Raw genomic sequence first — 23527 nt, 5'->3', positions numbered from 1 at the left:
GTGAGGTGGATCAGGCCCCCACCGCCGAGCTTCAGGAGGACAGGCGGATCAAGCCGTAGTCGAACGCATGCCTGCGGTAGACGACGGTCGGCTTGTCGGTTTCCTTGTCGTGGAAGAGGAAGAAGTCGTGCCCGACCAGTTCCATTTCATAGAGCGCGTCATCGACCGTCATCGGCACGGCGGGGTGCTCCTTGACGCGGACGACCTGTCCTGGACCGGCCACCTCGGGATTCTCCGCGGCCCAGCGGTCTTCCTCGCTCTGTTGCTCCGAGGCCTGGCCGTTCAGCGTCGGATCGGACGCAGCGGTCGCCTCGGCGACGGATATGGGTGTTCGCAGTCCGTGGTGGACCTTGCGGCGGTCCTTGGTCCGGCGAAGCCGCGACTGGAGTTTCGCAAGCGCGGCATCGAGCGCGGCGTAGAAGTTGTCTGCGCAGGCCTCGCCTCGCACCACCGGGCCTTTGCCCACTGCGGTGATCTCGAGCCGCTGACAGATCTTGGACTGACGGCGATTTCGCTCGTGGTGAAGTTCGACGTCAAACCGGAAGATCGTCGGATCGAACCGTTCCACACGGGACAACTTGTCCATCACGTGTATGCGGAAGTGGTCGGGGATTTCGACGTTGCGGCCGCTGACCTGTACTTCGGCGTCAGGGCGGGACAGTTCATCGGACGAATCGGTTCGGACGTATATGCCCGGATCAAATGGGTCGGTTCGGGTGTCGGGACTCGTGCTGGAATCTGTGCTTTCGCCAGATTCGGAAACGGCTACTTTGCCGACGCTTGTCGTCACTTGCGATACCTCCTGGATCGGTGAACTAGAGATCCCGGCCACCGGCAGCGCATGCGCTCAGGCAACCGGTCTTTGAGTTGGGCTCTCACCTCCCCCCGGCCACCAATTGCTTCGGCAACCTTTGTACGGCTAACTGACGCACCTTCGACCGTAGTCCTCCGGCCACTTGTTCGCCACATATCGACCCCCGACCATTCATCGGCGTGTTGACCGCTTGATCCGGTTCGACCGCTTTGCGTCGACCCGAATGGCTTTGGCCACCAATTTGTTTCGGCGGTCATGTCCGGCAACGACCACGTGCGACTCACGCCGCGGCGACCACGAGGACGAGGTGCACCTCGACCCCGGCGCGACGCAGGACCGCCACGGACCCGGACGCGGTCGCGCCCGTCGTCAGCACGTCGTCGAGCAGGACAACCGCGGCGCCCTCAGTGCGCGCCGCCATGGTGTGCGGATCGACGCCCCGACGGAGCCTGATCGCGCCGGCCAGGTTGTCACCTCGCTGCCCCGCCGACAGGCGCGCCGAGTCACGCGCCCACATCGACGTGACGAGCGCCGGCATCACCGCGGTGCCACCACCGAGCGCCCCCGCGGTGGCAACGGCGATCGCCGTCACCGGGTCGCCGCCGCGCCGACGGGCCGACATCGACCGGGTCGGCGCCGGTATCAGCACCAGGCGATCGGCGGCAGGTAGTTCCGACCAGCGGTCGAGGCAGAGCAGGGCGGCCGCCACGGCCCGGCCCAACGGGACGGACAGGTCACCGCGACCACGCTCCTTGAACTCGAGAATCGCCTGTCGGCGCACGCCGGTGTACCGGCCCAGCGCGTACGCGGGAACCGACAGGGCGACACGGGTCCGGACCTCGATCGGGGCATCGGAGATCTGGCCGGCGCACGCCCGGCACCACCGGGTCCCCGGTCTGGCGCATCCGCCGCAGTGCAACGGGACCACCAGATCCACCAGGGCCGGCCACACACGCTCGACCATGGTCGGAGATGATGCCCGCACCGGAGATCGGCCGCCGATGCGCGACGGCCGCCTGCCACGGATTCATCCACAGTCCACGGCGCGATCCACAGGTGCGCGGGGGGTCCTGACGCAGATCTAGTGCGGCAGAACGGGTATCGCCGACGTACCCATCGTCGGGGCGACTTCGCTCCAGTACTGGTCGGGCTCGTCGCTGGTGCCGCCGAGTCGCAGAATGCCGCGACTGTCGGCCGCATAAATCGTCGACGGACTGGCCACCACCGCCGTCACCGGCGGGGTGAGGTTGCCGCTGGGCAACGCTCCCGGTGGCATCCCGTCGATCCGCAGCTGCACCACCGGGCCTTCGGCCGAGCTGCGTCCGACCACCAGCATCTCGCTGCTCAGCCAATCCAGCGACACCGCACCGACGATGTTCAGGGCCGCGGCGCCGAGCGGGTTGGACAACAGCAACCGTCCGTCGGTGCGGTCCTCGATGATCGCGAGCACCACCTGCCCGCCGACGATCAACGCCGCACGGGCGCCGTCCTGCGAGACCTGCAATTCGGTGATCGGGCCCTGCGCCACCGCCCGGATCGCCGACGAATCCACTTCCCGTTCGGTGACCTGGCTGTTGCCCGACATCTGCGTGACCTGAGTGACCCGGGTGTCGTCGACCACCGCCCACACCGTCTGGGAGTCGCCGGCAAACGACGGCCGCGTGATCTTGCCGCCCTCGATGACCGGGGTCACCCCGGCACCGTAGTCACCGATCGAGAGCGCCAACGCCGGCGCCGGACCCGGCGCGGGGTTCTGCGACACCGCCGCCACCCGGCCACCGTCCGCCGAGAGATCCGCCGAGACGAGATTGCGGGTCTCGCCCAGCGTGCCGGGAACCGGGGTCAGCGCGTTGTCGGCGACCACCTGCAACGAACCGCCCTCGACGACGTGCAGACCGACCGGGCTGGTCGGCGGATTCGGATTGAGTGACTCCACATCGGTGGTCTGCCATCCGCCCGCGTGACGTTCGTTCAGCGGTGCACCATCGGCGTCGATCACGTACGGGCCGCTGATGTCGGCGTCGCTGAGCGTCCAGATGATCTGCGCTGCCAAGCGGTTGCGTTCGGCACCGCCGAGGCCACTGAGGCCCACCAGATCGATCCGGATACCGCCGCCGCTGAGCGGTTCGATCGACCCGCGCAACGACGACCGGGCCGGGAACTCGTTGATGACCGCACCGCGTAGATCGTCGACGGGTCCGGCGATCAGCAAACCGATCAGCTGATCGGCCAACTGGTCCCCGCCGGTGTAGAACCAGCGCGGATCGACGACCAGATGCTGGTCGTCGTAACTCGGGTAGTAGAGCGCGTGTGGCCGATACGACAGCTCGAACTGCTCGCGGTCCATCAGGACACCGGCAGGCAACGGCCCGTTGATCCGCCATTCGCCGTCGACCCGCGTCAGCGACAACTGGATCTCGATGCGACCCGAACTCGGGATCAGCTGACCGCTCGGTTGCAGTTCGCCGGTGTCCTCCCCGTTGACGCGGACCGTGATCGTGTCGTCGGTGCGCTTGTCGCTCAGGACGTTGATCTCGTCGAGCAACAGGGCCCCACCCTGGTCGTCCCAGGAGTCCGAGGCGTCCTGCGTCAAGAACTGCCGGGCCGCGAGGTGACCCGACCCCGGCTGCGCGGACGCCTTGAGGAAGCTCCGGACCAGCGACTCGGGGTCCATCCCGGGGCTCGGGGTCGGGATGTTGGTGCTCAGTGGCGTGCGTTCGAGCGAACCGAGCGGTTGCGGGCTCGAGTTGTTCGGGATCGACACGCAGGCCGACAGCAGGGCGACCAGGATCACCGCCACCACACCGGCGCACAGTCTTGCCCGACCGGCGCGGTGACGGGCCACACCACTCATCGACACCCCACCTCGCCTTGTTCCTCCGGCTGCCACATCTGGCTGAACCTCACTCATCGGTGGGCCCCGGATCGCGTGGTGCGCGGCGAGAGCCCGGCGGTTTGAGCGGCAATGGACTCCCCAAGACCTTGTGTCCGCGGACCAGGGGCAGGGTCAACCGGAAGCACGCGCCCTTACCCGGCTCGCCCCACGCCTCGAGACGGCCCTGGTGCAGCCGCGCGTCCTCGACGCTGATGGCCAGCCCCAGTCCGGTGCCGCCGGACCGACGGAACCGGGAGGGATCGGACCGCCAGAATCGGTTGAACACGAGCTTCTCCTCCCCCGGCCGCAGACCGATGCCACCGTCACGCACCGTGATCGCCACCGCGTCGCCGTCGGTTCGCATGGTCAGCGTCACCGGTTTCTGGTCGCCGTGATCGATGGCGTTGGCCAGCAGATTACGGAGGATCCGCTCGACACGACGCGGGTCGACCTCGGCGATGACCGGTTCGTCCGGGAGATCCAGGATCAGTTCGGTGTTGGTCTCCTCGGCCAGATGCCGAACGGTCTTCACCGCCGCATCGATCGGGATGGTCATGTTCAGGCGGTCGGCGGACAGCTCCGCGACACCGGCGTCGTGGCGGGAGATCTCCAGCAGTTCGCCGAGCAGGGTCTCGAACCGTTCGAGCTCCATGTCGAGCAACTCGACGGATCGTTTCAGTACCGGTTCGAGTTCCTCACGGCTCTCGAACAGGACGTCGGCGGCCATCCGGACCGTGGTCAGCGGCGTCCGGAGTTCGTGGGAGACGTCGGAGGTGAACTGCCGCTGCAATCCGCCGAACTCTTCGAGGTGGGAGATCTGTTTCGACAGGCTCTCGGCCATGTCGTTGAACGACATCGCCAACCGGGCCATGTCGTCCTCACCCCGCACCGGCATCCGTTCCTTGAGGCGGCCGTCGGCGAAACGAACCGCGATCCGCGACGCGGACCGGACCGGGATCACCACCTGGCGGGAGACCAGGATGGCGATGGCGGCCAGCAGACCGAGCAACACCATGAATCCGGTGAAGATCGTGCCCCGGACCAGGGAGACGGTGCTCTCCTCGTTGGTCAGCGGAAAGACCAGATAGAGCTCGAGGCCGGGGATGTCGGTATTGGTCGGGGTACCGATGATCAGCGCGGGATTCTGCTGTCCGTCAGACCCGGTGACCGACGAATACCGGTACGCCATCTGGCCACCCTGGACCATCTGGCGAAGGTTCTCGGGTATCTCACCGATCGGCCCGACACCGGTCGGACCGGTCGGACCCGAACTGGGCACCAGCAACACCGTGTCGAAGGTACCGACGACCCCGGAGCTGTCCCCGGAGTCGATACCCCGGTCGGTCAGGATGGATCGGGTCTGGCGCAGACGGTTGAGCAACGACGCATCGCTGTCCGCTCCCGAGAGATCACGCTCGACGGCGAGTCGGGTGCGTTCCAGTTCTTCGGTGGCGGCCTGGAGCTTGAGGTCGAGCAGGCGATCGGTGATCTGGCTGGTCAGCACGAAGGCCAGGATCAACACCACGACAAACGACAGCACGAGGGTCGACACGACCACCCGCAGCTGCAGCGATCGACGCCAGAGCTGACCGACGAACTTGCCGACCGAGCCCACCCGGCGCATCGCCGGTCCGAAGGTCCCGTTGATGCGACGCCGCGGGCGTCCGATCACGGCGGTCCGGCCTTGTAGCCGACCCCCCTCACGGTCAGGACGACCTCAGGGTTCTCCGGATCTGTTTCAACTTTGGCCCGTAGGCGCTGCACGTGCACGTTGACCAGCCTAGTGTCGGCCGGATGCCGGTAGCCCCACACCTGCTCGAGCAGCACGTCACGGGTGAAGACCTGCCGCGGTTTACGCGCCAGCGCCACGAGTAGGTCGAACTCGAGCGGGGTCAGGGAGATGGGCACACCGTCGCGGGTCACCTTGTGCGCGGGCACGTCGATCTCGATGGGACCGATGGACAGCAACTCGGCGGGTTCGTCCTCTGTGCGCCGCAACCGCGCGCGGACCCGGGCGACGAGCTCCTTGGGCTTGAACGGTTTGATCATGTAGTCGTCGGCGCCGGATTCGAGCCCGAGGACAACGTCCACCGTGTCCGACTTCGCCGTCAGCATCACGATCGGAACACCGGAATCCGCGCGCAACACCCGGCACACATCGATGCCGTTCATCCCGGGCAGCATCAGGTCGAGCAACACCAGATCGGGCCGGATCTCTCGGACCGCGGTGAGGGCCTGGGTGCCGTCGCCGACGACAAAAGGCTCGAACCCCTCTCCGCGCAACACGATGGTGAGCATCTCCGCCAATGCCGCATCATCGTCCACAACCAGAATCCTGGGTTTCATTGGCATATCGTGTCACCGAATCGTTGCAATGTGTGGTTGACGCGCCGATTTTCAACGGCCCGGCTGCGCCACACGACGTCCCCCGACGGTTAGGCTCGGTGGCGTGGGCGTATTGATAGCAGTTGAGGGCTTGGATGGCGCCGGTAAGAACACTCTGGTCACCGGTCTCGTAAACCGTTGGGCCACAGAGGGATATCGCGTGGCAACAATGACCTTCCCAAGGTATTCCGAATCAGTGACCGCCGACATCGCCGCGGAGGCATTGCACGGCGAACACGGTGATCTGCGATCCAGCGTCAACGCAATGGCGTTGCTGTTTGCGCTCGATCGCCGTGACGCCGATGCCGAGTTGCGGAAGTTGTTGTCCGCCAACGACGCAGTGATCCTCGACCGTTATGTTGCCTCCAACGCCGCATACAGCGCGGCACGACTCGGTCAAGATGCCGACGGCGACGTGGTCGAATGGGTGAGCACTCTCGAGTTCGGGCGGTTCGGTCTGGCCGTGCCCGACCACCACCTGCTGCTCGACGTCCCCACCGAGCTCGCGATCGGCCGGGCGAAGTCCCGCGCCGAGGCCGACGTCTCCCGCACCAGGGACCACTACGAACGCGATCACGATCTGCAGGAACGTACCGCGCAGGTGTACCGCGGACTCGCCGAGCGAGGCTGGATGTCCCCGTGGTCACGCCAGGGTTCCGAACCCGACCCCACTCTGGCCGATCGGCTCATCTCCCTCTGAGATCCACCGGGTTTTGGTCACAACCCCATAAAGAGAGCGTAACGCTCACCGTGACGTGCGCGGTTAGACCATCACACCTCACTAACGTCAGGTGCAGTCACGTGGATGGGAGGTTTTTGATGATTCATCTCCCGATGCATGTCGGTCCCCACGGTGGCTCACACACCATCCCGCCGATACCCGTGCGTCCCAGCGCCGCGATCGCGGCGGGTGTGCTGGTGGTCAACATCGCTCTTCTCTGGCTTGCCTTCGGTCTGCGCTCCGGCCCGACGACCGATGCCGAGAAGATCGAAGAACTCGTCCATCGACAGATCACCGCACTGAACGACCGCGACGTGGCCGCGCTGCAGCTCACCTACTGCGCCGAGAGCGGACCGATCGCCGCCCGGATCGTCGAGGGCCTCGGTCCCGCCGACGCCCGCAGCACGATCGCTGTCGCCCAGATAACCGACATTCGATTCATCGGTTCACCGCCGGCCGATCTGGCGACCGCGCACATCACCCTGACCGTCGTGGGCAATCAAAACGCGGCGTTGACCACCTCGCCGGGGGACCTCTCGTACTTCAAACGCGAGAAAACCGGCTGGAAGGTGTGCCGTCAGAACGATCTGCAACAGGTCACACGACATCTTTGATCGCCTGAGCACCCTCGCCGATACAGATGGCCGACGACCCCGGTACCACCCTCAGGGGGGCTCGGGATGCTGTTCGACCTGGGCCTTGCGCCGTAGAGTTCCCAGTCAGCAATCGTCCCGATGCACATGCGCCGATGTTGCCTGCCCGTGAATCCGTCTGCCCGTGAATCCGACCGGAGGCCTCGATGACGCAACCACCCAGCGGTCCGTACGGATCCGGCGACGACCGGGACGACTCCGGTTGGGGCCGGGGGCCGGGCGACGGGGCGAATCAGCCCGGTCGCGGCGATCGATCTCCGTCCGAACCCACCTGGGGCGGGCAGGCATGGCCGGAACAGACGTGGGGTGGTGCGACGCCGCCGCCGGCGGGACCGCCCGGATACGGTCCCCCACCGCAGGGTGCGAAACCACCGGGTAAGACACCGTGGATCGCCGGGATCGCAGCCGCCGCAGTGGTGGTTGTGGTGCTCGCGGTGGTGCTGTTCATGACCCTCGGTGGCGACGATGACAACGACCCGATCGTGGACCCCGGACCGCTGACCACGACGTCGTCGCAGTCGTCGGCCACAGCGGCCGAAGAACAGATCGAGGAATCGATCCGGACGTACACAACCGCTTTCACGGACGGCGATTGGGAGACCGCACTGTCGGTGACCTGCGGCGCCGAGCAGGACATCATCCGGGATCTCCAGTCGGACACCGATGTCGAATTGAACGGGATGAAGCTGAACTCGGTGACCGCCATCGAGGTCGACGGCATCACCGCGCAGGCCACGGTGTCCCTGACATACGTCGACCCGACCGATCAGAGTCCGGTCGAGACCAGTCGCTTCACCTTCACCATGGAGAATCGATCCGGCACCTGGAAGATCTGCGACACCCGAGAGATCTGACCCACCAGGATCTACACCGCAAACCCCCCAGGGGAGGGAATTCTTGAGTTATCCGCCGACCGGCCCATCGGGGTGGGGCAGCCCCGACCCACGTCACGGTCCGCAGCCCGGGCAACCGCCGTATCAGCGATCGCAACCGCCGCATCCCCAACCGGGACCGTGGGGTCCGGGTCAGCGAGCCCAGCAGTGGACGCAGCCCGGTCCATCCGGGTCGTGGGGTGCACCACCTCCCCCGCCGCCGAATCGGAACCCGACCGGGCTGATCATCGGCGCGCTTGTCGCTGTTGTCGTGGTCGTCGTCGGTGTGGTGATCTCAGTGGCCGTGCTGTCGAACTCCGGCAACACCGACGACGAGGTGGTGGCAGAAACCTCCACGGCCCCCTCGACCGCGAGCAGTCCCCGCGCGTCCGCGGACGAGGGTGACGTCCGGGCCGCCGCCGAGAAACGCGTCGAGTTGATCAACACCCAGGATGCGGTGGGCCTGCACCGGATGGCCTGCGAGGCCGACTCCCGCACAGAATCCACCGCCGGCTATCAGAGCCTGTTCGACGAGAACGGGCCGGTCTCGGCATCCATCGACGTCCGGGACGTGGTGGTCACCGGACCCGTCGGCACGGTCGCCGGTGTGATGTCGATCGATCGGGACAGCGGGGACGTCACGTGGCCGTTCAAGAAAGAGGACGGCGAGTGGCGGTTCTGCCCCAGCCTGTCCCAGAGTCCGTCGTCGGGCAGCGGTGGCGACGACGACATCATCACCGGCTGAACCACGACGCCAGAACGCACAACGGTGGGTACGGGCAAATGCCCGTACCCACCGTTGTCAGTTGTTCGCCGACTTCACGGCCGCAGATGTATCAGTAGCGGTAGTGCTCGGGCTTGTACGGGCCCTCGACGTCGACGCCGAGGTACTCCGCCTGCTCCTTGGTGAGCTTGGTCAGGGTGCCACCGAGCGCCTCGACGTGGATCTTGGCGACCTTCTCGTCGAGTGCCTTGGGCAGGCGGTAGACCTCGTTGTCGTACTCGTCTTTCTTGGTCCACAGCTCGATCTGGGCGATCACCTGGTTGGAGAAACTGTTGCTCATCACGAACGACGGGTGTCCGGTGGCGTTGCCCAGGTTCAGCAGACGTCCTTCCGACAGCACGATGATCGAACGGCCATTCGGGAAGATCCACTGATCGACCTGCGGCTTGATGTTGATCCGCTTGACCTCTTTCGACGACTCGAGGCCGGCCATGTCGATCTCGTTGTCGAAATGACCGATGTTGCCGAGGATCGCCTGGTGCTTCATCTGCTTCATGTGCTCGAAGGTGATGATGTCCTTGTTGCCGGTGGACGTGATGACGATGTCGGCATTGCCGATCGCCTCCTCGACGGTGACGACGTCATAGCCGTCCATCAGCGCCTGCAGCGCGTTGATCGGATCGATCTCGGTGACCTGCACACGTGCACCCTGGCCGGCCAACGACTCGGCACAACCCTTGCCGACGTCGCCGTAACCGCAGATCAGGATCTTCTTGCCACCGATGAGTACGTCGGTGCCGCGGTTGATCCCGTCGATCAGCGAGTGACGGGTGCCATACTTGTTGTCGAACTTGCTCTTGGTGACCGAGTCGTTGACGTTGATCGCCGGGAACACGAGTTCGCCGGCTGCGGCGAACTGGTACAGCCGGAGCACACCGGTGGTGGTTTCCTCGGTGACACCCTGGACCGATTCGGCGATCTTCGACCACTTGCTGTTGTCGGTTTCGAAACGCTCGCGCAGCAGCGAGAGGAATACCTTGTATTCGGCCGAGTCGTTCTCGTCGACCGGAGGCACGACGCCGGCCTTCTCGAACTGCGCGCCGCGCAGAACCAGCATGGTCGCGTCGCCACCGTCGTCGAGGATCATGTTGGCCGGTTCACCGGGCCAGGTGAGCATCTGCTCGGCGGCCCACCAGTACTCTTCGAGGCTCTCACCCTTCCAGGCGAAAACCGGCACACCCCTGGGCTCCTCGACGGTGCCGTGAGGTCCCACGACGATGGCCGCGGCGGCCTCGTCCTGGGTGGAGAAGATGTTGCACGACGCCCAGCGCACCTCGGCGCCGAGGGCCACCAGGGTCTCGATCAGCACCGCGGTCTGCACCGTCATGTGCAGCGAGCCCGAAATACGAGCGCCCTTGAGCGGCAACACATCCGCATATTCCCGACGCAGCGCCATCAGACCCGGCATCTCGTGCTCGGCGAGCCCGATCTCCTTGCGTCCGTATTCGGCCAGCGAAAGATCCGCCACCTTGAAGTCGATGCCGTTGCGGCTGTCCGCGGTGAGCGGGCCGTTCTGGACCGATGTCATATACCACTCCTCAAAGTCCCACTGGATATTGCCTACCAGGCTAACCCCTGGACGAAGGAGCGCCACCCCCGGCCGCGGCATCGACAACCGGCCCGAAGATCTCGGCCAGATCATCGGCGACATCGCGATCGGTTTCCGGCGGCATCGAGACGTAGCTCAGCGCCATCCGGACCATTGCGCGAGCGATCCGTATCGCGGCCGCCTCGTCGGCTCCGACCCAGCTGTGCTGCAGGAGTTCGCTGATCCGACTGCTGGCCTGATCGATCAACGGCCCGGCATCGGTGGTGATCAGCCGCAGCAGATCCGGCTTCGCCTGCCCGGTCAGCAAGGACTGGATCAGCGGATCGGTGGCGACAGAGGCGAAGAAGTCCGAAAAACCCTCGGCCAGAGCGATTTTGACCTGACCCTCGCGAGCGGCGATGGCCTCTGAGATCAAATCCACCAACTCATCGGCCAAGCGGAGTGCATATGCCGTGGCGAGCCCCTGCCGAGAACCGAACTCGTTGTAGACGGTCTGCCGACTGACCCCCGCGGCGGCCCCGACGTCGGCCATCGTGACCGCCGACCAGTCCTTCGACCGCAACAACTCCCGCATTCCGTCGAGCAGGCCGCCCCGGAGTAGACGTTTGGTGGCCTGCGCGTACGGAACCGGCGAGCCCACGCCCACGGTGGCCGGCGCGGGTTCCGAAACCTCTGACATGTCGGCCAGGGTATCGGTCGCGCCGGCCACCGGGATCACGTGCGGGTCACTTCCTCCATATAGAAGTCCGACTTGGCCGCCCCACAATCCGGGCAACTCCAGTCGTCGGGAATGTCCTCCCAGCGCGTCCCCGGGGCGATCCCGTCCTCGGGCCAGCCCTTCTCCTCGTCGTATTCGAATCCGCACTGCATGCAGACGTACAACTTGAAGTTCATGACGACACCGCCTCCTCGAAGTCGATCTTCTCCCGGACGCCACAGTCGGGACATGGCCAGTCGTCCGGGATATCGGCCCACGCGGTCCCGGCGGGGAATCCTTCGCGCGGGGCACCGGTCGTCTCGTCGTAGACGAAGCTGCAGACCGGGCAACGGTATGCGCTCATTTCGCGGCGCCCTTCGCTTCGCCGAGCATCGACAGCCGGTGCGCGGCAAGTATGTTCTCGCGGCGGCGGGGCACGATGTTGGCCAACGACAGGTCGCCCTCATAGTGCTCGGTCACCCTGTGGTCCATCACCTTTCGCCACAGCGGCGGGAAGTAGGCCAGCGTGATCATGCTGGCATAACCGCTGGGCAGGTTGGGTGCGTCGTCGAAACTGCGCAGCACCTGGTAGCGGCGGGTCGGATTGGCGTGGTGATCGCTGTGCCGCTGCAGGTGGTACAGGAAGATGTTGGTGCAGATGTGATCCGAGTTCCAGCTGTGTTCGGGACGGGCGCGCTCATATCGGCCACTGGCCGTCTTCTGCCGCTGCAGTCCGTAGTGCTCGAGGTAGTTGACCGTCTCCAGCAGACCGAATCCGTACACCGCCTGGATCACCATGAACGGCAGGATCTGACAGCCGAAGATCGCGGTCAGGATGCCCCAGCCGACCACCGACATCAGCCAGGCATTGAGCACGTCGTTGCGGATGTCCCAGACCGAGCGCTCCAACCGCCCCATGCGGGTGCGTTCGAGATTCCACGCCGACTTCAGACTCCCCCACACACTCCGTGGGAGGAATGCCCAGAAACTCTCGCCGTATTTGGCGCTGGCCGGGTCCTCCGGAGTGGCCACCCGCACGTGGTGGCCGCGATTGTGCTCTATGTAGAAGTGTCCGTAAAAGGTCTGCGCCAGAGTGACCTTCGAGAGCCACCGTTCGAGCGAGTCTTTTTTGTGTCCGAGCTCGTGGGCGGTGTTGATACCGATTCCACCCATCACACCGACGGTCAGGGCGATGCCCAGCTTCGAGACCAGCCCCAGGCCACCATCGATTCCCAGCCAGCTCAGGTCGTTTGCGGTCCACAGGTAGCAGGCGAAGACCACGCTCGCGAGCTGGAAGGGGATGAACGCATAGGTGCAATAGCGATAGTACTTGTCGTTCTCGAGCTCTTCCATCAATTCCTCGGGCGGGTTCTGTCCGTCGGGCCCGAAGAACAGATCCAGGATCGGCAGCAGTCCGTAGACGAGCAGCGGACCGATCCACCACCAGACCGGCGCAACGGCGCCCGCGCCCAGCCAATTGAAGCCGGCCACCATTCCGGTCGCGAGAAACAGTGCCGTGGGCGGGATGAGACCGAGCAGCCACAGGTGCCGTTTCTTGTCGCGCCATTGCGCCACCGACTGTTCGTCGGTCGGCGATTCCGCAGTGCTCATCATCGTCCTCCTGGCTGATCTTCAAACTGGAACCTGTTGTTGACACTACTGCGATCTACGTCACGTGTCTATACATAACAATGGATTTGTAAAGCGGCTGTGGAGCGACAAAACCCCGGTCCGGGAAGTCCCGGACCGGGGTCGTCGTCTGGAGAATTGGGTCAGCGGTCGCGAACGGGCGCCGCGTGACAACTCATTCCGGCGCGGTGCGGTCCTTGGCTGCACCCGCGCGGATTTCGTCGCCGACCTGATCGGGCATCTCGCCCCGGGCCCGCTTCCCGACCAGCGAATGGCGCTGGCTGTACAGGAAGTAGAAGGCGACACCGATCACCATCCAGACCAGGAATCGCAGCCAGGTCAGCGCCGACAGGTTCAGCATCAGCCACACGCAGGCGATGATCGCCAGGATCGGGATCACCGGCATCCAGGGAACCTTGAATCCACGTGGCAGATCCGGCCGGGTCTTCCGCAGCACAATGACACCGGCCGCGACGACCACGAACGCGAACAGCGTGCCCACATTGACCATTTCTTCCAGTTTGGTGATCGGGAAGAATGCGGCCACCACCGCGACGACCACACCCACCAGGATCTGGATCCGCGCCGGGGTCCCGAACCGGCTGGTCTTCGCAAACGACCTGGGCAACAGACCGTCTCGGGACATCGCGAACAGCACTCGCGACTGACCGAGCATCAGCACCATGACCACCGTGGTCAGACCGGCCAGAGCACCGATCGAAATCGCCTTCTCGGCCCAGGTCACGCCGTTCAGACCGAACGCGTACGCGAGGTTCTTGGGCTCCCCGTCGCCGGCGGACGTCGCCAGGTCCTTGTAACTGACCATGCCGGTGACAACGATCGTGACCAGGATGTAGAGCACCGTGACGACGGCCAACGAGCCGAGAATCCCTCGCGGGACGTCCTTTTTGGGATTCTTGGTCTCCTCGGCGGTGGTCGCGACCACGTCGAAGCCGATGAAGGCGAAGAACACGATCGAGGCCGCCGCCAGGATGCCGTACCAGCCGTAGCTGGAGTCGCCGCCGCCGGTCATGAGCGAGAACAGGGTCGACTCGACGGACCTGCCGCCGGACTCCGACGGCTCCGCCTCCGGCACGAACGGCTTGTAGTTGTCGGTGTCGATGTAGAAGAAGCCGACAACGATCACCAACAGCACAACCGCGACCTTGACGGCCGTGACCACGGCACTGAACCGGGAGGACAACTTGGTGCCGATGACCAGCAACACCGTGATCGTGGCGACCACGACCAGCGCACCCCAGTCGACGTCGAGACCTGCGATTTCGGTTGTGCCACCGGAGAATCCGAAGACGGTGCCCAGATAACTCGACCAGCCCTTCGAGACAACGGCCGCACCGACCGCGAATTCGAGGATCAGATCCCAGCCCAGGATCCAGGCCAGGAACTCACCGAAGGTGGCGTAGCCGAAGGTGTAAGCAGATCCCGCCACCGGGACGGTCGAGGCGAACTCGGCGTAGCAGAGTGCAGCCAGCGCGCAGGCCACCGCAGCCATCACAAAGGACAGCGAGATGGCCGGCCCGGCCTTGTCCCCGGCCGTCGACGCGGTGATGGTGAAGATACCGGCGCCGATGACCACCGAGACACCGAAGATGGTCAGGTCCCACCAGGTCAAACTCTTTTTCAGCTGCGAACCGGGTTCTTCGGTGTCAGCCATCGATTGCTCCACGGATTTTGTCCGTGTCAGCGGATTGCCCATCACAGCTCCTCAAGTGACTTGCGTGCATTGCGGCGAATGCAGCCTGCCTGAGAAACTATCCGACCAACCCAGCCAACACTGGTTAATCCACCCGGGATGGCGCGATCAGTTTGTTTGCCTGGCGAAAGATGCAGGCCAGGGTGATCCTCCCGAACCCTCTGAAACGCCGAAACCCGCCGGTCCGTTCGTCCGGCGGGTTTCGGGGTCGACAGATCGCGGGCTGCGCGATCTAGCTGAAGTAGCCCGCGGTGCGCTTGTCGGCGCCCTGCATCGTCGATCCTGCTTCACGTACCTTCGTCGACAGGTTGTTCAGCAACAGACGGGAATCCGAGAAGCTCGTATCCCATCGCTGCTGCGCCACCGCGTAGGCCTCGGCACCCTGGGGTGATTCCCAGTTCGAGTGCAGCCGAACGACTTCGGACTTGAGCGTTCCGGCCAGTTCCTCGAGCTGCCTGAAATCGGAATCGAGCTGGGCCGAGAGCTCTTCGATCGCGGCAAAGTTGTACTTGATCATCGTGATGTGACCTTTCTGGTTGGTGGTGGAGGGCGCAGGCTCAGAGACTCAGACCGGATCCGCCACCCATGACGGAGCCGATGGTCCCCGCGAGGTCCTGGTCTTCGTTGTCGTAACCGGTGAAGCCACTCTCCAACGATGCCTTCAATCCGTCGAGAGCCGCCTTGAGCGCAGCGCCTTCGGCCTGCCACGCCGCCGCCGCATCCTGGAATGCCTTGCTGGCGGTGCCCTGCCACATCGCTTGCGCGTCTTCGGCATTCTTGTTCAGGCGTTGCAAGACAACACCCATGTCCTCGATGATCTGCCCCACCGATTTGGTCGTGATCAGCGCGTCTGGGACGTCGAGTTTCAAGCCACTGTTACCGCCGTCGGTCATGGCGATCCCCCTTCTTGTGCGATTGCCGCGATATCGGATGATGTCCGCGGGTTCTGTAATCTCCTCCGGTACCACTCCGGCGTGTCACCGGGTGGGCCCCCTCCGGTTGGCCGAATCACGGCAACCACCTCCGGGCCGGCAACGTCTCCATCAGGAGCGTGACGGCCTGGGAGATCCGATGACCGGTGCCCGGCGACAACGTCGACCAGACCCTGCCATCGGGAGACATACTGGGGCCGGCGACAATCCGGCCCCTGGCTGTGTCGTAGACCGCCACCGCGCCTTCCGAGCGCCGCAACCGCCCCGGGACGCATTCGATGGCAACGATCTCCGTGTGCCCACAGCAGGCATCAAACGCAACGGCATAGGTCGCCGCGTCAGCCGACGCCACCCCCATCGCGTGCAGTGCATCTGCGTAGTCGGCTGCCGAATGCGCCCCATCGAGCCGGTTCTGCAGTTCACCGGCGGGCACACTGACCGACGAAACACTCAACGGCACAGCATGCGTGGCGTCGGCGGGTTCGAGCAGACGGGCAACGAGCTGACCCACCTCCAGGTCGCTGCCGATCGCGATGTCGCGGAGCACAAGTCCGGATTCGGTCCTGGTCGCCAGCACATGGTGATCACCGCGCCGCGCAAGACAGATCCGGCCGGTGGAAGCTTCACGGTGACAGCGGATCTCGAGCACCACATCGGGTGCGGACAGGATGACCAGCGCCTCGGCCAGGGCCTCGGTGACACCCACCCCGGCAGCCGAGTGCGGGTCGTCGGACAGCCACCCGGCAGTGCTCAACTCCGCCGCTGCGGCGGCGCACGCATTCTCACGCTCATCGACGAACTCGTGGCGAGGTCCGCCGGCGAGTACCGCCGGCCACGTCTGAAGATCGAGAAGACCTGCCAGATAATCGATCTGGTCATCCGAGAGGTCGAACTCGCATTCCACCGGGGTTGCCCACATCTCGTTCACCCCTCGTGTTCCGTGGCGCCGAGTACAGCCGGCACCGACGTTGCGTGGGGCAGGTCGAGAGTTCCGCTCCGGTACCGCGGGTCGGGATGATCGCCGAGGGCGACCGCGGCAGCGACCGGCACGTCATCAAAACTCTCGACGCCCGACGCGGATGCGGATGCAGGGTCGATGCCGGCCCCGGCATTGGCCGGGCTTCTCCGTGCGACGGAATCCCCACCCTGACCGGGAGCCCCGATCATGGGGGCCATCGGCGCCGCGGGGACAGACGGCCGGACACCTGCCGACGGCGACACCGGTTGCGCCGTCCCGGCCGAAGCCGACGACCCGGCCAGAATGGTGGTGGCAAAACGCGTCTGCCGGAGTGCACCGGAAACCGGCGCGTATCCACCAATACCACCAGGCACTGCCCCGGCCGTGGGTTCAGGATGAGCCGGGATCGCCCGGGCTGCCTGGCGAATCGCCTGTTCGGCAGCGAGCGCATCGGACGAGACGATCTCGGCCGGGCGCGGTGTCGACCACCCGCGGGCGACGGGCTCGGTGGCCGCTTCATAGCTTTCCATCACCCGTGCCGCACGTTGCTTCTGATCAAGGGCGGCACGTTCGGCGTCGGCTGCCACGCCGCCGATGGCGGCACCCGTCGCGGCCCCGACTGCCACGGCCGCGGTGTGGATGTCCTCGGTGATCTGCATTTCCGGCAGTCCCGGCATGCTGATCCTGGCCACTGTGGTGGCCGCAGCCTGCGCCCCCGCGCGAGCCGCGGTGTCCGCCGCGGACGCGGCGGCATCGGAGAACCAGTCGGCGAACGAAGCCAGCTTCCCGAAAGCCTCATCGCCCGCCACCGATTCCCAGGAGATGCCGAGCCTGGCCAGGATGCGAACGTAGTCGATTCCGGCATCGGTGAGCAGCGCCGAGACCTGCGTCCAGCCGAGCGCAGCAGCGATCAGCGGACCGTCACCGGCACCGGCGCACAGATCAGTTGCCAGCTGCTTGGCGGGGCGGGCCTGCCACACCACGTTCGTGAATCCGGTCATGATCGTGTCCCCGGCGTCAGAGCCGGAATGTCTCCTCGATGTTGTCCTCGGCTGTACCGAAATTGCGGGCCTGGGCACGAAGCACCGCAGCGATCTTGCGAAGCTCGTGCACGCCGGCCGCCGCCGTGTCGGTGAACGTCTCGGCGACGGCACCGAAGGTGGCGGCAGCGGTCGTCGAGACCTCGTCTCGACCGGCTGCCTGCACCACGAGAGTGGGGCGATGGACGGCCACACCCTGTTCCAGCTCATTCGCCAGCCGGTCGAGACCACCTGCGGCACGCAGTAATTCGCCCGCGTCGACGTTCAACTCTCCTGTGGACATCGTTTCCCCCATGTTCGCGTCAGGCTTGTAGATTGTGGTCGGGCTGATCACGGTCGGGCGGACCCAACCGCAGACGGACGTCCGGTGTCGGGGTCGCCTCCGGTGTCGGGGTTTCACCCAGGACCGCCGGGGCCACCGCCGGCATCTCGCCGATGATCCGGGTTCCGTTGAGCTCGGTGACGAGGTAGTCGGCCGCTTCGTGCTGATCATCAGACGCGCCGGCGCCCCGTCCGGCTCCCATCCCCGCCCCGCCCATCGGTGCCATCGGTCCGGTCATGCCTGCCGGGACCACCGTGTTCTGATTCCTGCTGACCGGTCCGCCGCCTGACTCCGGAGCTGTTCCGCCGAGCAGTCCCGGCGTTGTCCGCGCGCTCAGCGGGCTCGGGCCGCTGCCTCCTCCGCCTCCGCCGCCCCCTCCTGCGCCGCCGCCCCCACGGCCCGCGGCCATCGCACCACCGAGTGCGGCCGGCACGGTCTTGGCGTCATCGATGTCTTCGCCCTCGTATGCGGTTTGTAGTTGGGCCTGATGCGTTTTCATGAGTTCGGTCGCGGCCTTGGACGACATCGTGCCGAGTTGGCCGACACCGGTCAGCATCGGTTTGCCCACCGAGTCGAGCACCGTACTGGCGATCGAGAACGGGGATGCGCCCGCCGCGGGGGCACCTGTCACCGGGACCGGTTGTCCGGTCGCCATCATGTGTGTTGTCGGTGCCAGCAACTGTGCTCGGGTGGCCGCAACCACCGCGGTCGCCTCGGCCAGACCATCGGCGGCCGCAGCCAACGCAACGGCCTGTCCGGGTGGTGTCACGAGGAATGGCGCCGAGGCGGTGATGATGCCGACGGTTTTCGCGATGATCCCCTGGACCAGTCCGAGACCGACGCCAACGATCGCCGCAGCCCCTTGTGTGTCGGCCGACATCGTCGTGCCCTGCGTCGACAGGGCCGCGGTATCGGTGCCCGCCTGAACACCTTTGACGGTCGCCGCCGTGGCGGACTGCCCGCTCCACACCTGATCGAGAACCTTCAACGCACCCGAACCCATCGACATCGATGTGTCCAGAATCTGCGAGAGCGCCTCAAATATCATGGTGGGGTCGAAGTCACCGCCACCCAGATTGCCCGATCCGAAACCACCCAGCAGATCGGTCAGCGGTTTGAGCAGGAGGTCGAGATCCAGTGGCGGTAGTGGCGGCAGATCGGGCAAGGGCGGCATGCCCGGGAGAGTCGGCAGCCCGGGTAGGCCAAGTTCTTTGAGGACCTGGCTGACCGGGGTGTCGAGAATCGGCCCGAGCGGACTCGATTCGACCAGTTGCCGAATGGTGGGATCGAGCGGCGGTGGCGCGGCCGATGGCATCGTCGGAAAACTCACGTGGCTGGGCTGCCGGTGACTACAGCGCGGCCTGCACGGCGGCAAAACCTCGGCCGCTGCCATCGTCTGCCTCGGCGAGCTGGGCTGCCGTGGCGAACGCGGCTGCCGCACTGCCGGCGTGGACCGCGGCGAGTTGCCCGACCCCGAACAGATGACTTGCCTGCGCCTGGGCGAAGGCCAGCAGGAACTCTTGGCCGATCAACCCGAATACCGGCACCATCTGAGCGATGTTCGCGGCGGCGTTGATGGAACCGGCACTGGCAACCGCCGCCGACATCAATGCGGCCGTGTCGCCGTACGCCTCGATAGCCGCCGGTACCGCTGTGACCTCAGACATTTTTCCCCCGTTTGTTCGAAAACATGCGTACAGCCCCAAACCTCGGGTAGCCGACCCTGGCAACCCCGTCACTCCCCCGGTCCGACGATAGGACGCCTACCGCAGGGAGATGGTTCCCTCCGGTTGCGGAGAACCGGCCGACGACATGGTCATGTCGGCCGGCTGTTCACCAGATCGGCAAAAGATTCGTTGAATTCCGCGACGATCTCACCGCGGCGTGCAAATGCGCGGCCGGCCGCGACGCCGGCCGTCGTGACGATCAGATCCGAGAGCGGACCGGCCCCGAGGCGGGGAGCTGTTGGGGCCAACCACAATCCGGTGAGCTCGCCGACACCGTTCACTTCCGCGGTGACGTGGTCGCCGGGTGAGGTCTCGCGCGCCGAGACGGCGGCCAAACGTTCGTTGACCTCGCGCAACCGGTCGAGCTGGGTCCGGGCCCTGGCCTCGAGTTCATCCATCGCCGAGCTCATACCGACCTCATCCAGCTGCCCGGTGCGCCCGCAGCGACGTCGTCCTCGTATTCCGCCCGGGCCAGATCATCGGGCCGCGGCAGATTCATCTGTTCGATGATGTCCGCGCCGACCCCCGCAGCGCGCAACTCCTCCCGGCGCGCGACCCCGGCGTGCATCGCCGCCTGCCGACACAACCGGAGTATCTCGGCGGCGAGAACAGCCGGATCTTTGTGCAATTCGGCAGGTTCGATCCGTACAGAGAGCGGTAGGCCCTGTTCCGTCGTGACGACGGACAGGCCTCCGGTGCGAGATGCAGCAGTGGCCATGGTTCCCCCTCAAGAACTCCCCTTGGCGACAGATAGTACCCACAACTTGCGACACTGCGGGTCGCAGCACCGGAGTCGACATCCGCTCCTTCCGACCACGGGCGATCATGGTGGTCTATCATCGCCGTATTCGGGGGTGGCGGGGTGGTTCGATAAGAGAAACACCTGGGGCGTCAACCACTGGCAAGACCACCTGCAACCGGTCAGACGAAGTGCAACAACGGGGGGCTGTTCTGTGAGCTACAACAATGCCGACGTGCCGGCGGCACCACCGTGGCTTCAGACCGCGGCGGACGTCGACGTCGCATCTTTCGAGCGCCCGAATCAAACACCAACGGCGCCCACGTCTCCGGACACACCGCCGACGCCATCGGTCTCCGAGACACCGCCACCTCAGCGACCGGCACCACCCGAGGCTGCGACGCCACCGGAGAACGCACCGGACCCCGACAGGGCACCGGCGCACACCGGCCGTCACGGCCACGCCCCCGCTTCCTTCGACACCGAACCACCACAGCCCCCACCCACACCGGCGGCCACGGTCGGCCAACAGCATCCGGTCGAGCCGCAGTTCTGGGCCCCCGCTGCCGGAGGTCATCCGTCCCCGGCGCCGCGTCAACAACCGCCCACACCCGGCCATCCGACCGGACCGGGCCCCTACGGGGGTTCCAATCCGTACGGTGAATCGATTCCGCCCCAGGGCTTTCCGCCTGCCGGAATCCCACCGCAGGGCAACCAGATGCCACCGCCCGGATATTTCCCGGGTCAGCAGCCGATGCCCGCGCACCAGCAGTACGCCCCCGCGCACCAGCAGTACGCCCCCGGGCAACCGCCGGCACCCGCACCGTCCAGCCTCGACGAGGTGGCACTGCTCCGGAAGGCCCGTCGCGCACCGGCCAGTGGATGGCGACGGACGGTACACAAGCTGTCGGCGGGGACCATCAATCCCGGCGAGTCGCCTGACGACCTGGTGTACAAGCAACTTCTCGAACGCGTGAATCAGCCCGTCCGCGGCGACTACCGAATCGCCGTCCTGTCCCTCAAGGGTGGCGTCGGAAAGACCACGGCCACAGTCGGTTTGGGCTCCACGTTCGCATCACTACGCGGCGATCGGGTCATCGCCGTCGACGCCAATCCCGACCTGGGCACTCTCGCGCAGCGCATTCCGCAGCAGACACGATCGACGGTTCGCGACCTGCTCGCCGATGAATCCATCTATCGCTACTCCGATGTCCGGGCACATACCTCGCAGGCGCCGAGTCGCCTGGAAGTCCTTGCATCCGAAAGGGATCCGGCCAAGGCCGAGGCGTTCAGCGAAGCGGACTACCGCGGCGTGATGACGGTGCTGCAGCGTTTCTACAACATCATCATCACCGATTGTGGAACCGGACTGAGCCATTCGGCGATGAACGGTGTGCTCGACATGGCCAACTCGCTGATCCTGGTCACCTCCCCCGCCATCGACGGGGCACGCAGCGCGGCAGCGACACTGGACTGGCTCTGTGCCCACGGATTCGGGCACCTGGTGTCGGGGGCGGTGGTGGTGCTGAGCTCGGCACGACCCGGCGCGTCGACCATCGACACCGATCAGCTCAGCGCCCACTTCCTCACCAGATGTCGTGCAGTACAGCAGATCCCGTTCGACGATCACCTCGCCGAGGGCGCTGAGGTCGATCTCGACCTCCTGGGCAAGGACACCCGTCGCGCACTGGTGGAGATGGCTGCGACCGTGGCCGATGATTTCCCGTCCACCACGATGCGACGCGGCGACCCGTACTACACATCCTGACCCCGCCCCCCGATGATGTGCCCTCAGTGTGACTCTTGTGTTGCCGCCTGAGCGGTGGTTGGGTCCTGGTCACCTGGTGTTTGGCTCTTGATGTGCCTGCCGGCATCGCATTGATGCGCATGTCTGGTCTTGCAAAAGTTATGCCAACACCAGGTGGGAAGGACCGGCCGATGTGGCTTGATAGGAGCGTGGCAACGCCCCCAACTGAGGATTGCCCACCGACCGGCCCAACCGTCCCTGGTCCCTGTTTCTGAAATCAGGAGGCAACCACCATGGTTGTAGTTGGAGTCGATGTACACAAGAGCTCACACACATTTGTTGCCGTCGATCCCGTCGGCAAAAAGCTAGGCCAACTCACCGCCCCGGCCACCACCGCCGGCCATCATGCCGCGATGCGATGGGCCCACACCCAGTTCGGTACCGACCTGCTCTGGGGCATCGAAGACTGCCGACAGATGTCGACCCGCCTCGAACGCGACCTACTCACCGCCGGCCAGACCGCCGTGCGGGTACCCACCAAAATGATGGCCCACACCCGTGCCTCGGCACGTACCCGCGGCAAATCAGATCCCATCGACGCTCTGGCCGTCGCGCGGGCAGTGCTGCGCGAACCGAACCTGCCCGCCGCCGGCGCCGACCCCCGATCCCGCGAGATACGTCTACTAGTCGATCGACGCGAAGTGTTTGTCGCACAACGCACCTCAACAATCAACCGACTGCTGTGGCGAGTCCATGAAATCAACCCCGCCTACGCCCCCAAACCACGCTCGCTGAGCATGCACAAACACCAACAGATCCTCGCCGCACAGCTGGCCACCGAGACCGGACTGCTGGCCGACATCGCCCGCGAAGAACTCGACGAGATCATCTCCCTGACCACCCGGATCAACACCACGGCCACCGAGATCGGCAAACGAGTCCGCGAACTGGTTCCCTCGCTACTACAGCTACCCGGCTGCGGGGAACTCACCGCAGCCAAAATCGTCGGCGAAACCGCCGGCATCGCCCGCTTCCACTCGGCCGACGCCTACGCCAACTACGCCGGCACCGCCCCCATCCCGGTCTGGTCCGGCAACACCGCCGGCCGCGTCCGGCTACCGCGCTGCGGCAACCGACAACTCACCACCGCCCTGCACCGCATCGCCCTGACCCAAACCCGACTCGAAGACAGCGACGGCTACACCTACTACCGCAAACGCCGCGCCGCCGGCGACTCCACCACCGCAGCCCTCCGAGCACTCCGACGCCGCCTGGTCCGCACCGTCTATCAACGCCTGATCACCGACACTGCGCCCCAACCACGAGCCATTCAGACCGCCGCCGCTTGACATAGGAGCAACTTTTGGCG

General features: G+C 65.6%; 26 protein-coding genes. 6 read left to right on the top strand and 20 right to left on the bottom strand.

The window, feature by feature from the left end; translation table 11 throughout:
- Positions 1–31: 31 nt before the first annotated feature.
- The 5 genes from hpf to mtrA form a co-directional block, all read right to left on the bottom strand.
- The gene (gene hpf, locus AC51GR_RS04215) at positions 32–691 is read right to left on the bottom strand and encodes a ribosome hibernation-promoting factor, HPF/YfiA family (RefSeq protein ID WP_496324074.1); all 660 of its coding nucleotides are present in this window, start codon (positions 689–691) and stop codon (positions 32–34) included.
- 403 nt (positions 692–1094) lie between these two features.
- Entirely contained in the window at positions 1095–1778 is a 684-nt protein-coding gene (locus tag AC51GR_RS04210; protein ID WP_496323375.1) for a ComF family protein, read from the bottom strand.
- A gap of 117 nt (positions 1779–1895) precedes the next feature.
- Positions 1896–3668 (bottom strand): MtrAB system accessory lipoprotein LpqB, encoded by a 1773-nt coding sequence (gene lpqB / locus AC51GR_RS04205; RefSeq protein ID WP_496323374.1) that lies wholly within the window; start codon positions 3666–3668, stop codon positions 1896–1898.
- Positions 3669–3717: 49 nt separating this feature from the next.
- The gene (mtrB, locus tag AC51GR_RS04200; RefSeq protein WP_496323373.1) at positions 3718–5361 is read right to left on the bottom strand and encodes an MtrAB system histidine kinase MtrB; all 1644 of its coding nucleotides are present in this window, start codon (positions 5359–5361) and stop codon (positions 3718–3720) included.
- Positions 5358–6035: an MtrAB system response regulator MtrA gene (mtrA, locus tag AC51GR_RS04195; RefSeq protein ID WP_496323372.1), complete on the bottom strand. Its 678-nt coding sequence runs from the start codon at positions 6033–6035 to the stop codon at positions 5358–5360. Before mtrA ends, mtrB begins: the two co-directional genes overlap by 4 nt.
- Positions 6036–6138: 103 nt before the next feature.
- On the opposite strand from mtrA, the gene AC51GR_RS04190 reads away from it, so the two are divergent.
- The 4 genes from AC51GR_RS04190 (at position 6139) to AC51GR_RS04175 (ending at position 9065) form a co-directional block, all read left to right on the top strand.
- Positions 6139–6774 carry a dTMP kinase gene (locus AC51GR_RS04190; protein ID WP_496323371.1) on the top strand — a complete coding sequence of 212 codons (636 nt, stop codon included), beginning with the start codon at positions 6139–6141 and terminating at the stop codon, positions 6772–6774.
- 119 nt (positions 6775–6893) lie between these two features.
- Complete coding sequence (locus AC51GR_RS04185) at positions 6894–7409, top strand: Rv0361 family membrane protein (RefSeq protein WP_496323370.1); 516 nt, start codon at positions 6894–6896, stop codon at positions 7407–7409.
- Positions 7410–7594: 185 nt separating this feature from the next.
- The gene (locus tag AC51GR_RS04180; protein WP_496323369.1) at positions 7595–8302 is read left to right on the top strand and encodes an Rv0361 family membrane protein; all 708 of its coding nucleotides are present in this window, start codon (positions 7595–7597) and stop codon (positions 8300–8302) included.
- Between the two features lie 43 nt (positions 8303–8345).
- Positions 8346–9065: a hypothetical protein gene (locus AC51GR_RS04175; RefSeq protein WP_496323368.1), complete on the top strand. Its 720-nt coding sequence runs from the start codon at positions 8346–8348 to the stop codon at positions 9063–9065.
- A gap of 91 nt (positions 9066–9156) precedes the next feature.
- Here the strand turns inward: AC51GR_RS04175 and ahcY are convergent, their stop codons facing one another.
- The 15 genes from ahcY to AC51GR_RS04100 form a co-directional block, all read right to left on the bottom strand.
- Complete coding sequence (gene ahcY / locus AC51GR_RS04170; RefSeq protein WP_496323367.1) at positions 9157–10632, bottom strand: adenosylhomocysteinase; 1476 nt, start codon at positions 10630–10632, stop codon at positions 9157–9159.
- A 40-nt stretch (positions 10633–10672) separates the two neighbouring features.
- Complete coding sequence (locus tag AC51GR_RS04165) at positions 10673–11332, bottom strand: TetR/AcrR family transcriptional regulator (RefSeq protein WP_496323366.1); 660 nt, start codon at positions 11330–11332, stop codon at positions 10673–10675.
- A 35-nt stretch (positions 11333–11367) separates the two neighbouring features.
- Entirely contained in the window at positions 11368–11547 is a 180-nt protein-coding gene (locus tag AC51GR_RS04160) for a rubredoxin (protein ID WP_496323365.1), read from the bottom strand.
- On the bottom strand, positions 11544–11714 hold the full coding sequence (locus tag AC51GR_RS04155; RefSeq protein WP_496323364.1) for a rubredoxin: 171 nt from the start codon (positions 11712–11714) through the stop codon (positions 11544–11546). Before AC51GR_RS04155 ends, AC51GR_RS04160 begins: the two co-directional genes overlap by 4 nt.
- Entirely contained in the window at positions 11711–12961 is a 1251-nt protein-coding gene (locus AC51GR_RS04150) for an alkane 1-monooxygenase (RefSeq protein ID WP_496323363.1), read from the bottom strand. The genes AC51GR_RS04155 and AC51GR_RS04150 overlap by 4 nt, the downstream gene beginning before the upstream one ends.
- A 193-nt stretch (positions 12962–13154) precedes the next feature.
- Entirely contained in the window at positions 13155–14696 is a 1542-nt protein-coding gene (locus tag AC51GR_RS04145) for an APC family permease (RefSeq protein WP_496323362.1), read from the bottom strand.
- 229 nt (positions 14697–14925) lie between these two features.
- Positions 14926–15210, bottom strand: a complete 285-nt coding sequence (locus AC51GR_RS04140) for a WXG100 family type VII secretion target (protein ID WP_496323361.1) — start codon at positions 15208–15210, stop codon at positions 14926–14928.
- Positions 15211–15250: 40 nt separating this feature from the next.
- Complete coding sequence (locus AC51GR_RS04135; RefSeq protein WP_496323360.1) at positions 15251–15586, bottom strand: WXG100 family type VII secretion target; 336 nt, start codon at positions 15584–15586, stop codon at positions 15251–15253.
- Positions 15587–15701: 115 nt separating this feature from the next.
- Positions 15702–16544 carry an ESX secretion-associated protein EspG gene (locus AC51GR_RS04130; protein ID WP_496324073.1) on the bottom strand — a complete coding sequence of 281 codons (843 nt, stop codon included), beginning with the start codon at positions 16542–16544 and terminating at the stop codon, positions 15702–15704.
- A 5-nt stretch (positions 16545–16549) separates the two neighbouring features.
- Positions 16550–17584, bottom strand: a complete 1035-nt coding sequence (locus AC51GR_RS04125) for a PPE domain-containing protein (protein WP_496323359.1) — start codon at positions 17582–17584, stop codon at positions 16550–16552.
- A 16-nt stretch (positions 17585–17600) separates the two neighbouring features.
- Entirely contained in the window at positions 17601–17906 is a 306-nt protein-coding gene (locus tag AC51GR_RS04120; RefSeq protein ID WP_496323358.1) for a PE family protein, read from the bottom strand.
- A gap of 19 nt (positions 17907–17925) precedes the next feature.
- Positions 17926–19275 (bottom strand): hypothetical protein, encoded by a 1350-nt coding sequence (locus AC51GR_RS04115; protein WP_496323357.1) that lies wholly within the window; start codon positions 19273–19275, stop codon positions 17926–17928.
- A gap of 19 nt (positions 19276–19294) precedes the next feature.
- Positions 19295–19612 carry a hypothetical protein gene (locus AC51GR_RS04110; protein WP_496323356.1) on the bottom strand — a complete coding sequence of 106 codons (318 nt, stop codon included), beginning with the start codon at positions 19610–19612 and terminating at the stop codon, positions 19295–19297.
- A gap of 149 nt (positions 19613–19761) precedes the next feature.
- Entirely contained in the window at positions 19762–20082 is a 321-nt protein-coding gene (locus AC51GR_RS04105; protein WP_496323355.1) for a YbaB/EbfC family nucleoid-associated protein, read from the bottom strand.
- Positions 20079–20390: a hypothetical protein gene (locus tag AC51GR_RS04100; protein ID WP_496323354.1), complete on the bottom strand. Its 312-nt coding sequence runs from the start codon at positions 20388–20390 to the stop codon at positions 20079–20081. Before AC51GR_RS04100 ends, AC51GR_RS04105 begins: the two co-directional genes overlap by 4 nt.
- A gap of 235 nt (positions 20391–20625) precedes the next feature.
- On the opposite strand from AC51GR_RS04100, the gene AC51GR_RS04095 reads away from it, so the two are divergent.
- Positions 20626–22179 (top strand): MinD/ParA family ATP-binding protein, encoded by a 1554-nt coding sequence (locus tag AC51GR_RS04095; protein WP_496323353.1) that lies wholly within the window; start codon positions 20626–20628, stop codon positions 22177–22179.
- Between the two features lie 272 nt (positions 22180–22451).
- The gene (locus AC51GR_RS04090; RefSeq protein ID WP_496323328.1) at positions 22452–23507 is read left to right on the top strand and encodes an IS110 family RNA-guided transposase; all 1056 of its coding nucleotides are present in this window, start codon (positions 22452–22454) and stop codon (positions 23505–23507) included.
- Positions 23508–23527 lie beyond the last annotated feature (20 nt).

Source organism: Williamsia sp. z71 (assembly GCF_059553375.1).
Note: the sequence above shows the minus strand (reverse complement) of the source record. Positions and strands in the feature narration are given on the sequence as shown.

Excerpts from the sequence above, each read along its gene's own strand:
- AC51GR_RS04210 (WP_496323375.1), bottom strand. The coding sequence starts at position 1,778 with ATGGTCGAGCGTGTGTGGCCGGCCCTGGTGGATCTGGTGGTCCCGTTG.
- lpqB (WP_496323374.1), bottom strand. The coding sequence starts at position 3,668 with ATGAGTGGTGTGGCCCGTCACCGCGCCGGTCGGGCAAGACTGTGCGCC.
- mtrA (WP_496323372.1), bottom strand. The coding sequence starts at position 6,035 with ATGAAACCCAGGATTCTGGTTGTGGACGATGATGCGGCATTGGCGGAG.
- AC51GR_RS04185 (WP_496323370.1), top strand. The coding sequence starts at position 6,894 with ATGATTCATCTCCCGATGCATGTCGGTCCCCACGGTGGCTCACACACC.
- AC51GR_RS04180 (WP_496323369.1), top strand. The coding sequence starts at position 7,595 with ATGACGCAACCACCCAGCGGTCCGTACGGATCCGGCGACGACCGGGAC.
- ahcY (WP_496323367.1), bottom strand. The coding sequence starts at position 10,632 with ATGACATCGGTCCAGAACGGCCCGCTCACCGCGGACAGCCGCAACGGC.
- AC51GR_RS04165 (WP_496323366.1), bottom strand. The coding sequence starts at position 11,332 with ATGTCAGAGGTTTCGGAACCCGCGCCGGCCACCGTGGGCGTGGGCTCG.
- AC51GR_RS04160 (WP_496323365.1), bottom strand. The coding sequence starts at position 11,547 with ATGAACTTCAAGTTGTACGTCTGCATGCAGTGCGGATTCGAATACGAC.
- AC51GR_RS04155 (WP_496323364.1), bottom strand. The coding sequence starts at position 11,714 with ATGAGCGCATACCGTTGCCCGGTCTGCAGCTTCGTCTACGACGAGACG.
- AC51GR_RS04150 (WP_496323363.1), bottom strand. The coding sequence starts at position 12,961 with ATGAGCACTGCGGAATCGCCGACCGACGAACAGTCGGTGGCGCAATGG.
- AC51GR_RS04145 (WP_496323362.1), bottom strand. The coding sequence starts at position 14,696 with ATGGGCAATCCGCTGACACGGACAAAATCCGTGGAGCAATCGATGGCT.
- AC51GR_RS04140 (WP_496323361.1), bottom strand. The coding sequence starts at position 15,210 with ATGATCAAGTACAACTTTGCCGCGATCGAAGAGCTCTCGGCCCAGCTC.
- AC51GR_RS04135 (WP_496323360.1), bottom strand. The coding sequence starts at position 15,586 with ATGACCGACGGCGGTAACAGTGGCTTGAAACTCGACGTCCCAGACGCG.
- AC51GR_RS04130 (WP_496324073.1), bottom strand. The coding sequence starts at position 16,544 with ATGTGGGCAACCCCGGTGGAATGCGAGTTCGACCTCTCGGATGACCAG.
- AC51GR_RS04125 (WP_496323359.1), bottom strand. The coding sequence starts at position 17,584 with ATGACCGGATTCACGAACGTGGTGTGGCAGGCCCGCCCCGCCAAGCAG.
- AC51GR_RS04120 (WP_496323358.1), bottom strand. The coding sequence starts at position 17,906 with ATGTCCACAGGAGAGTTGAACGTCGACGCGGGCGAATTACTGCGTGCC.
- AC51GR_RS04110 (WP_496323356.1), bottom strand. The coding sequence starts at position 19,612 with ATGTCTGAGGTCACAGCGGTACCGGCGGCTATCGAGGCGTACGGCGAC.
- AC51GR_RS04105 (WP_496323355.1), bottom strand. The coding sequence starts at position 20,082 with ATGAGCTCGGCGATGGATGAACTCGAGGCCAGGGCCCGGACCCAGCTC.
- AC51GR_RS04100 (WP_496323354.1), bottom strand. The coding sequence starts at position 20,390 with ATGGCCACTGCTGCATCTCGCACCGGAGGCCTGTCCGTCGTCACGACG.
- AC51GR_RS04090 (WP_496323328.1), top strand. The coding sequence starts at position 22,452 with ATGGTTGTAGTTGGAGTCGATGTACACAAGAGCTCACACACATTTGTT.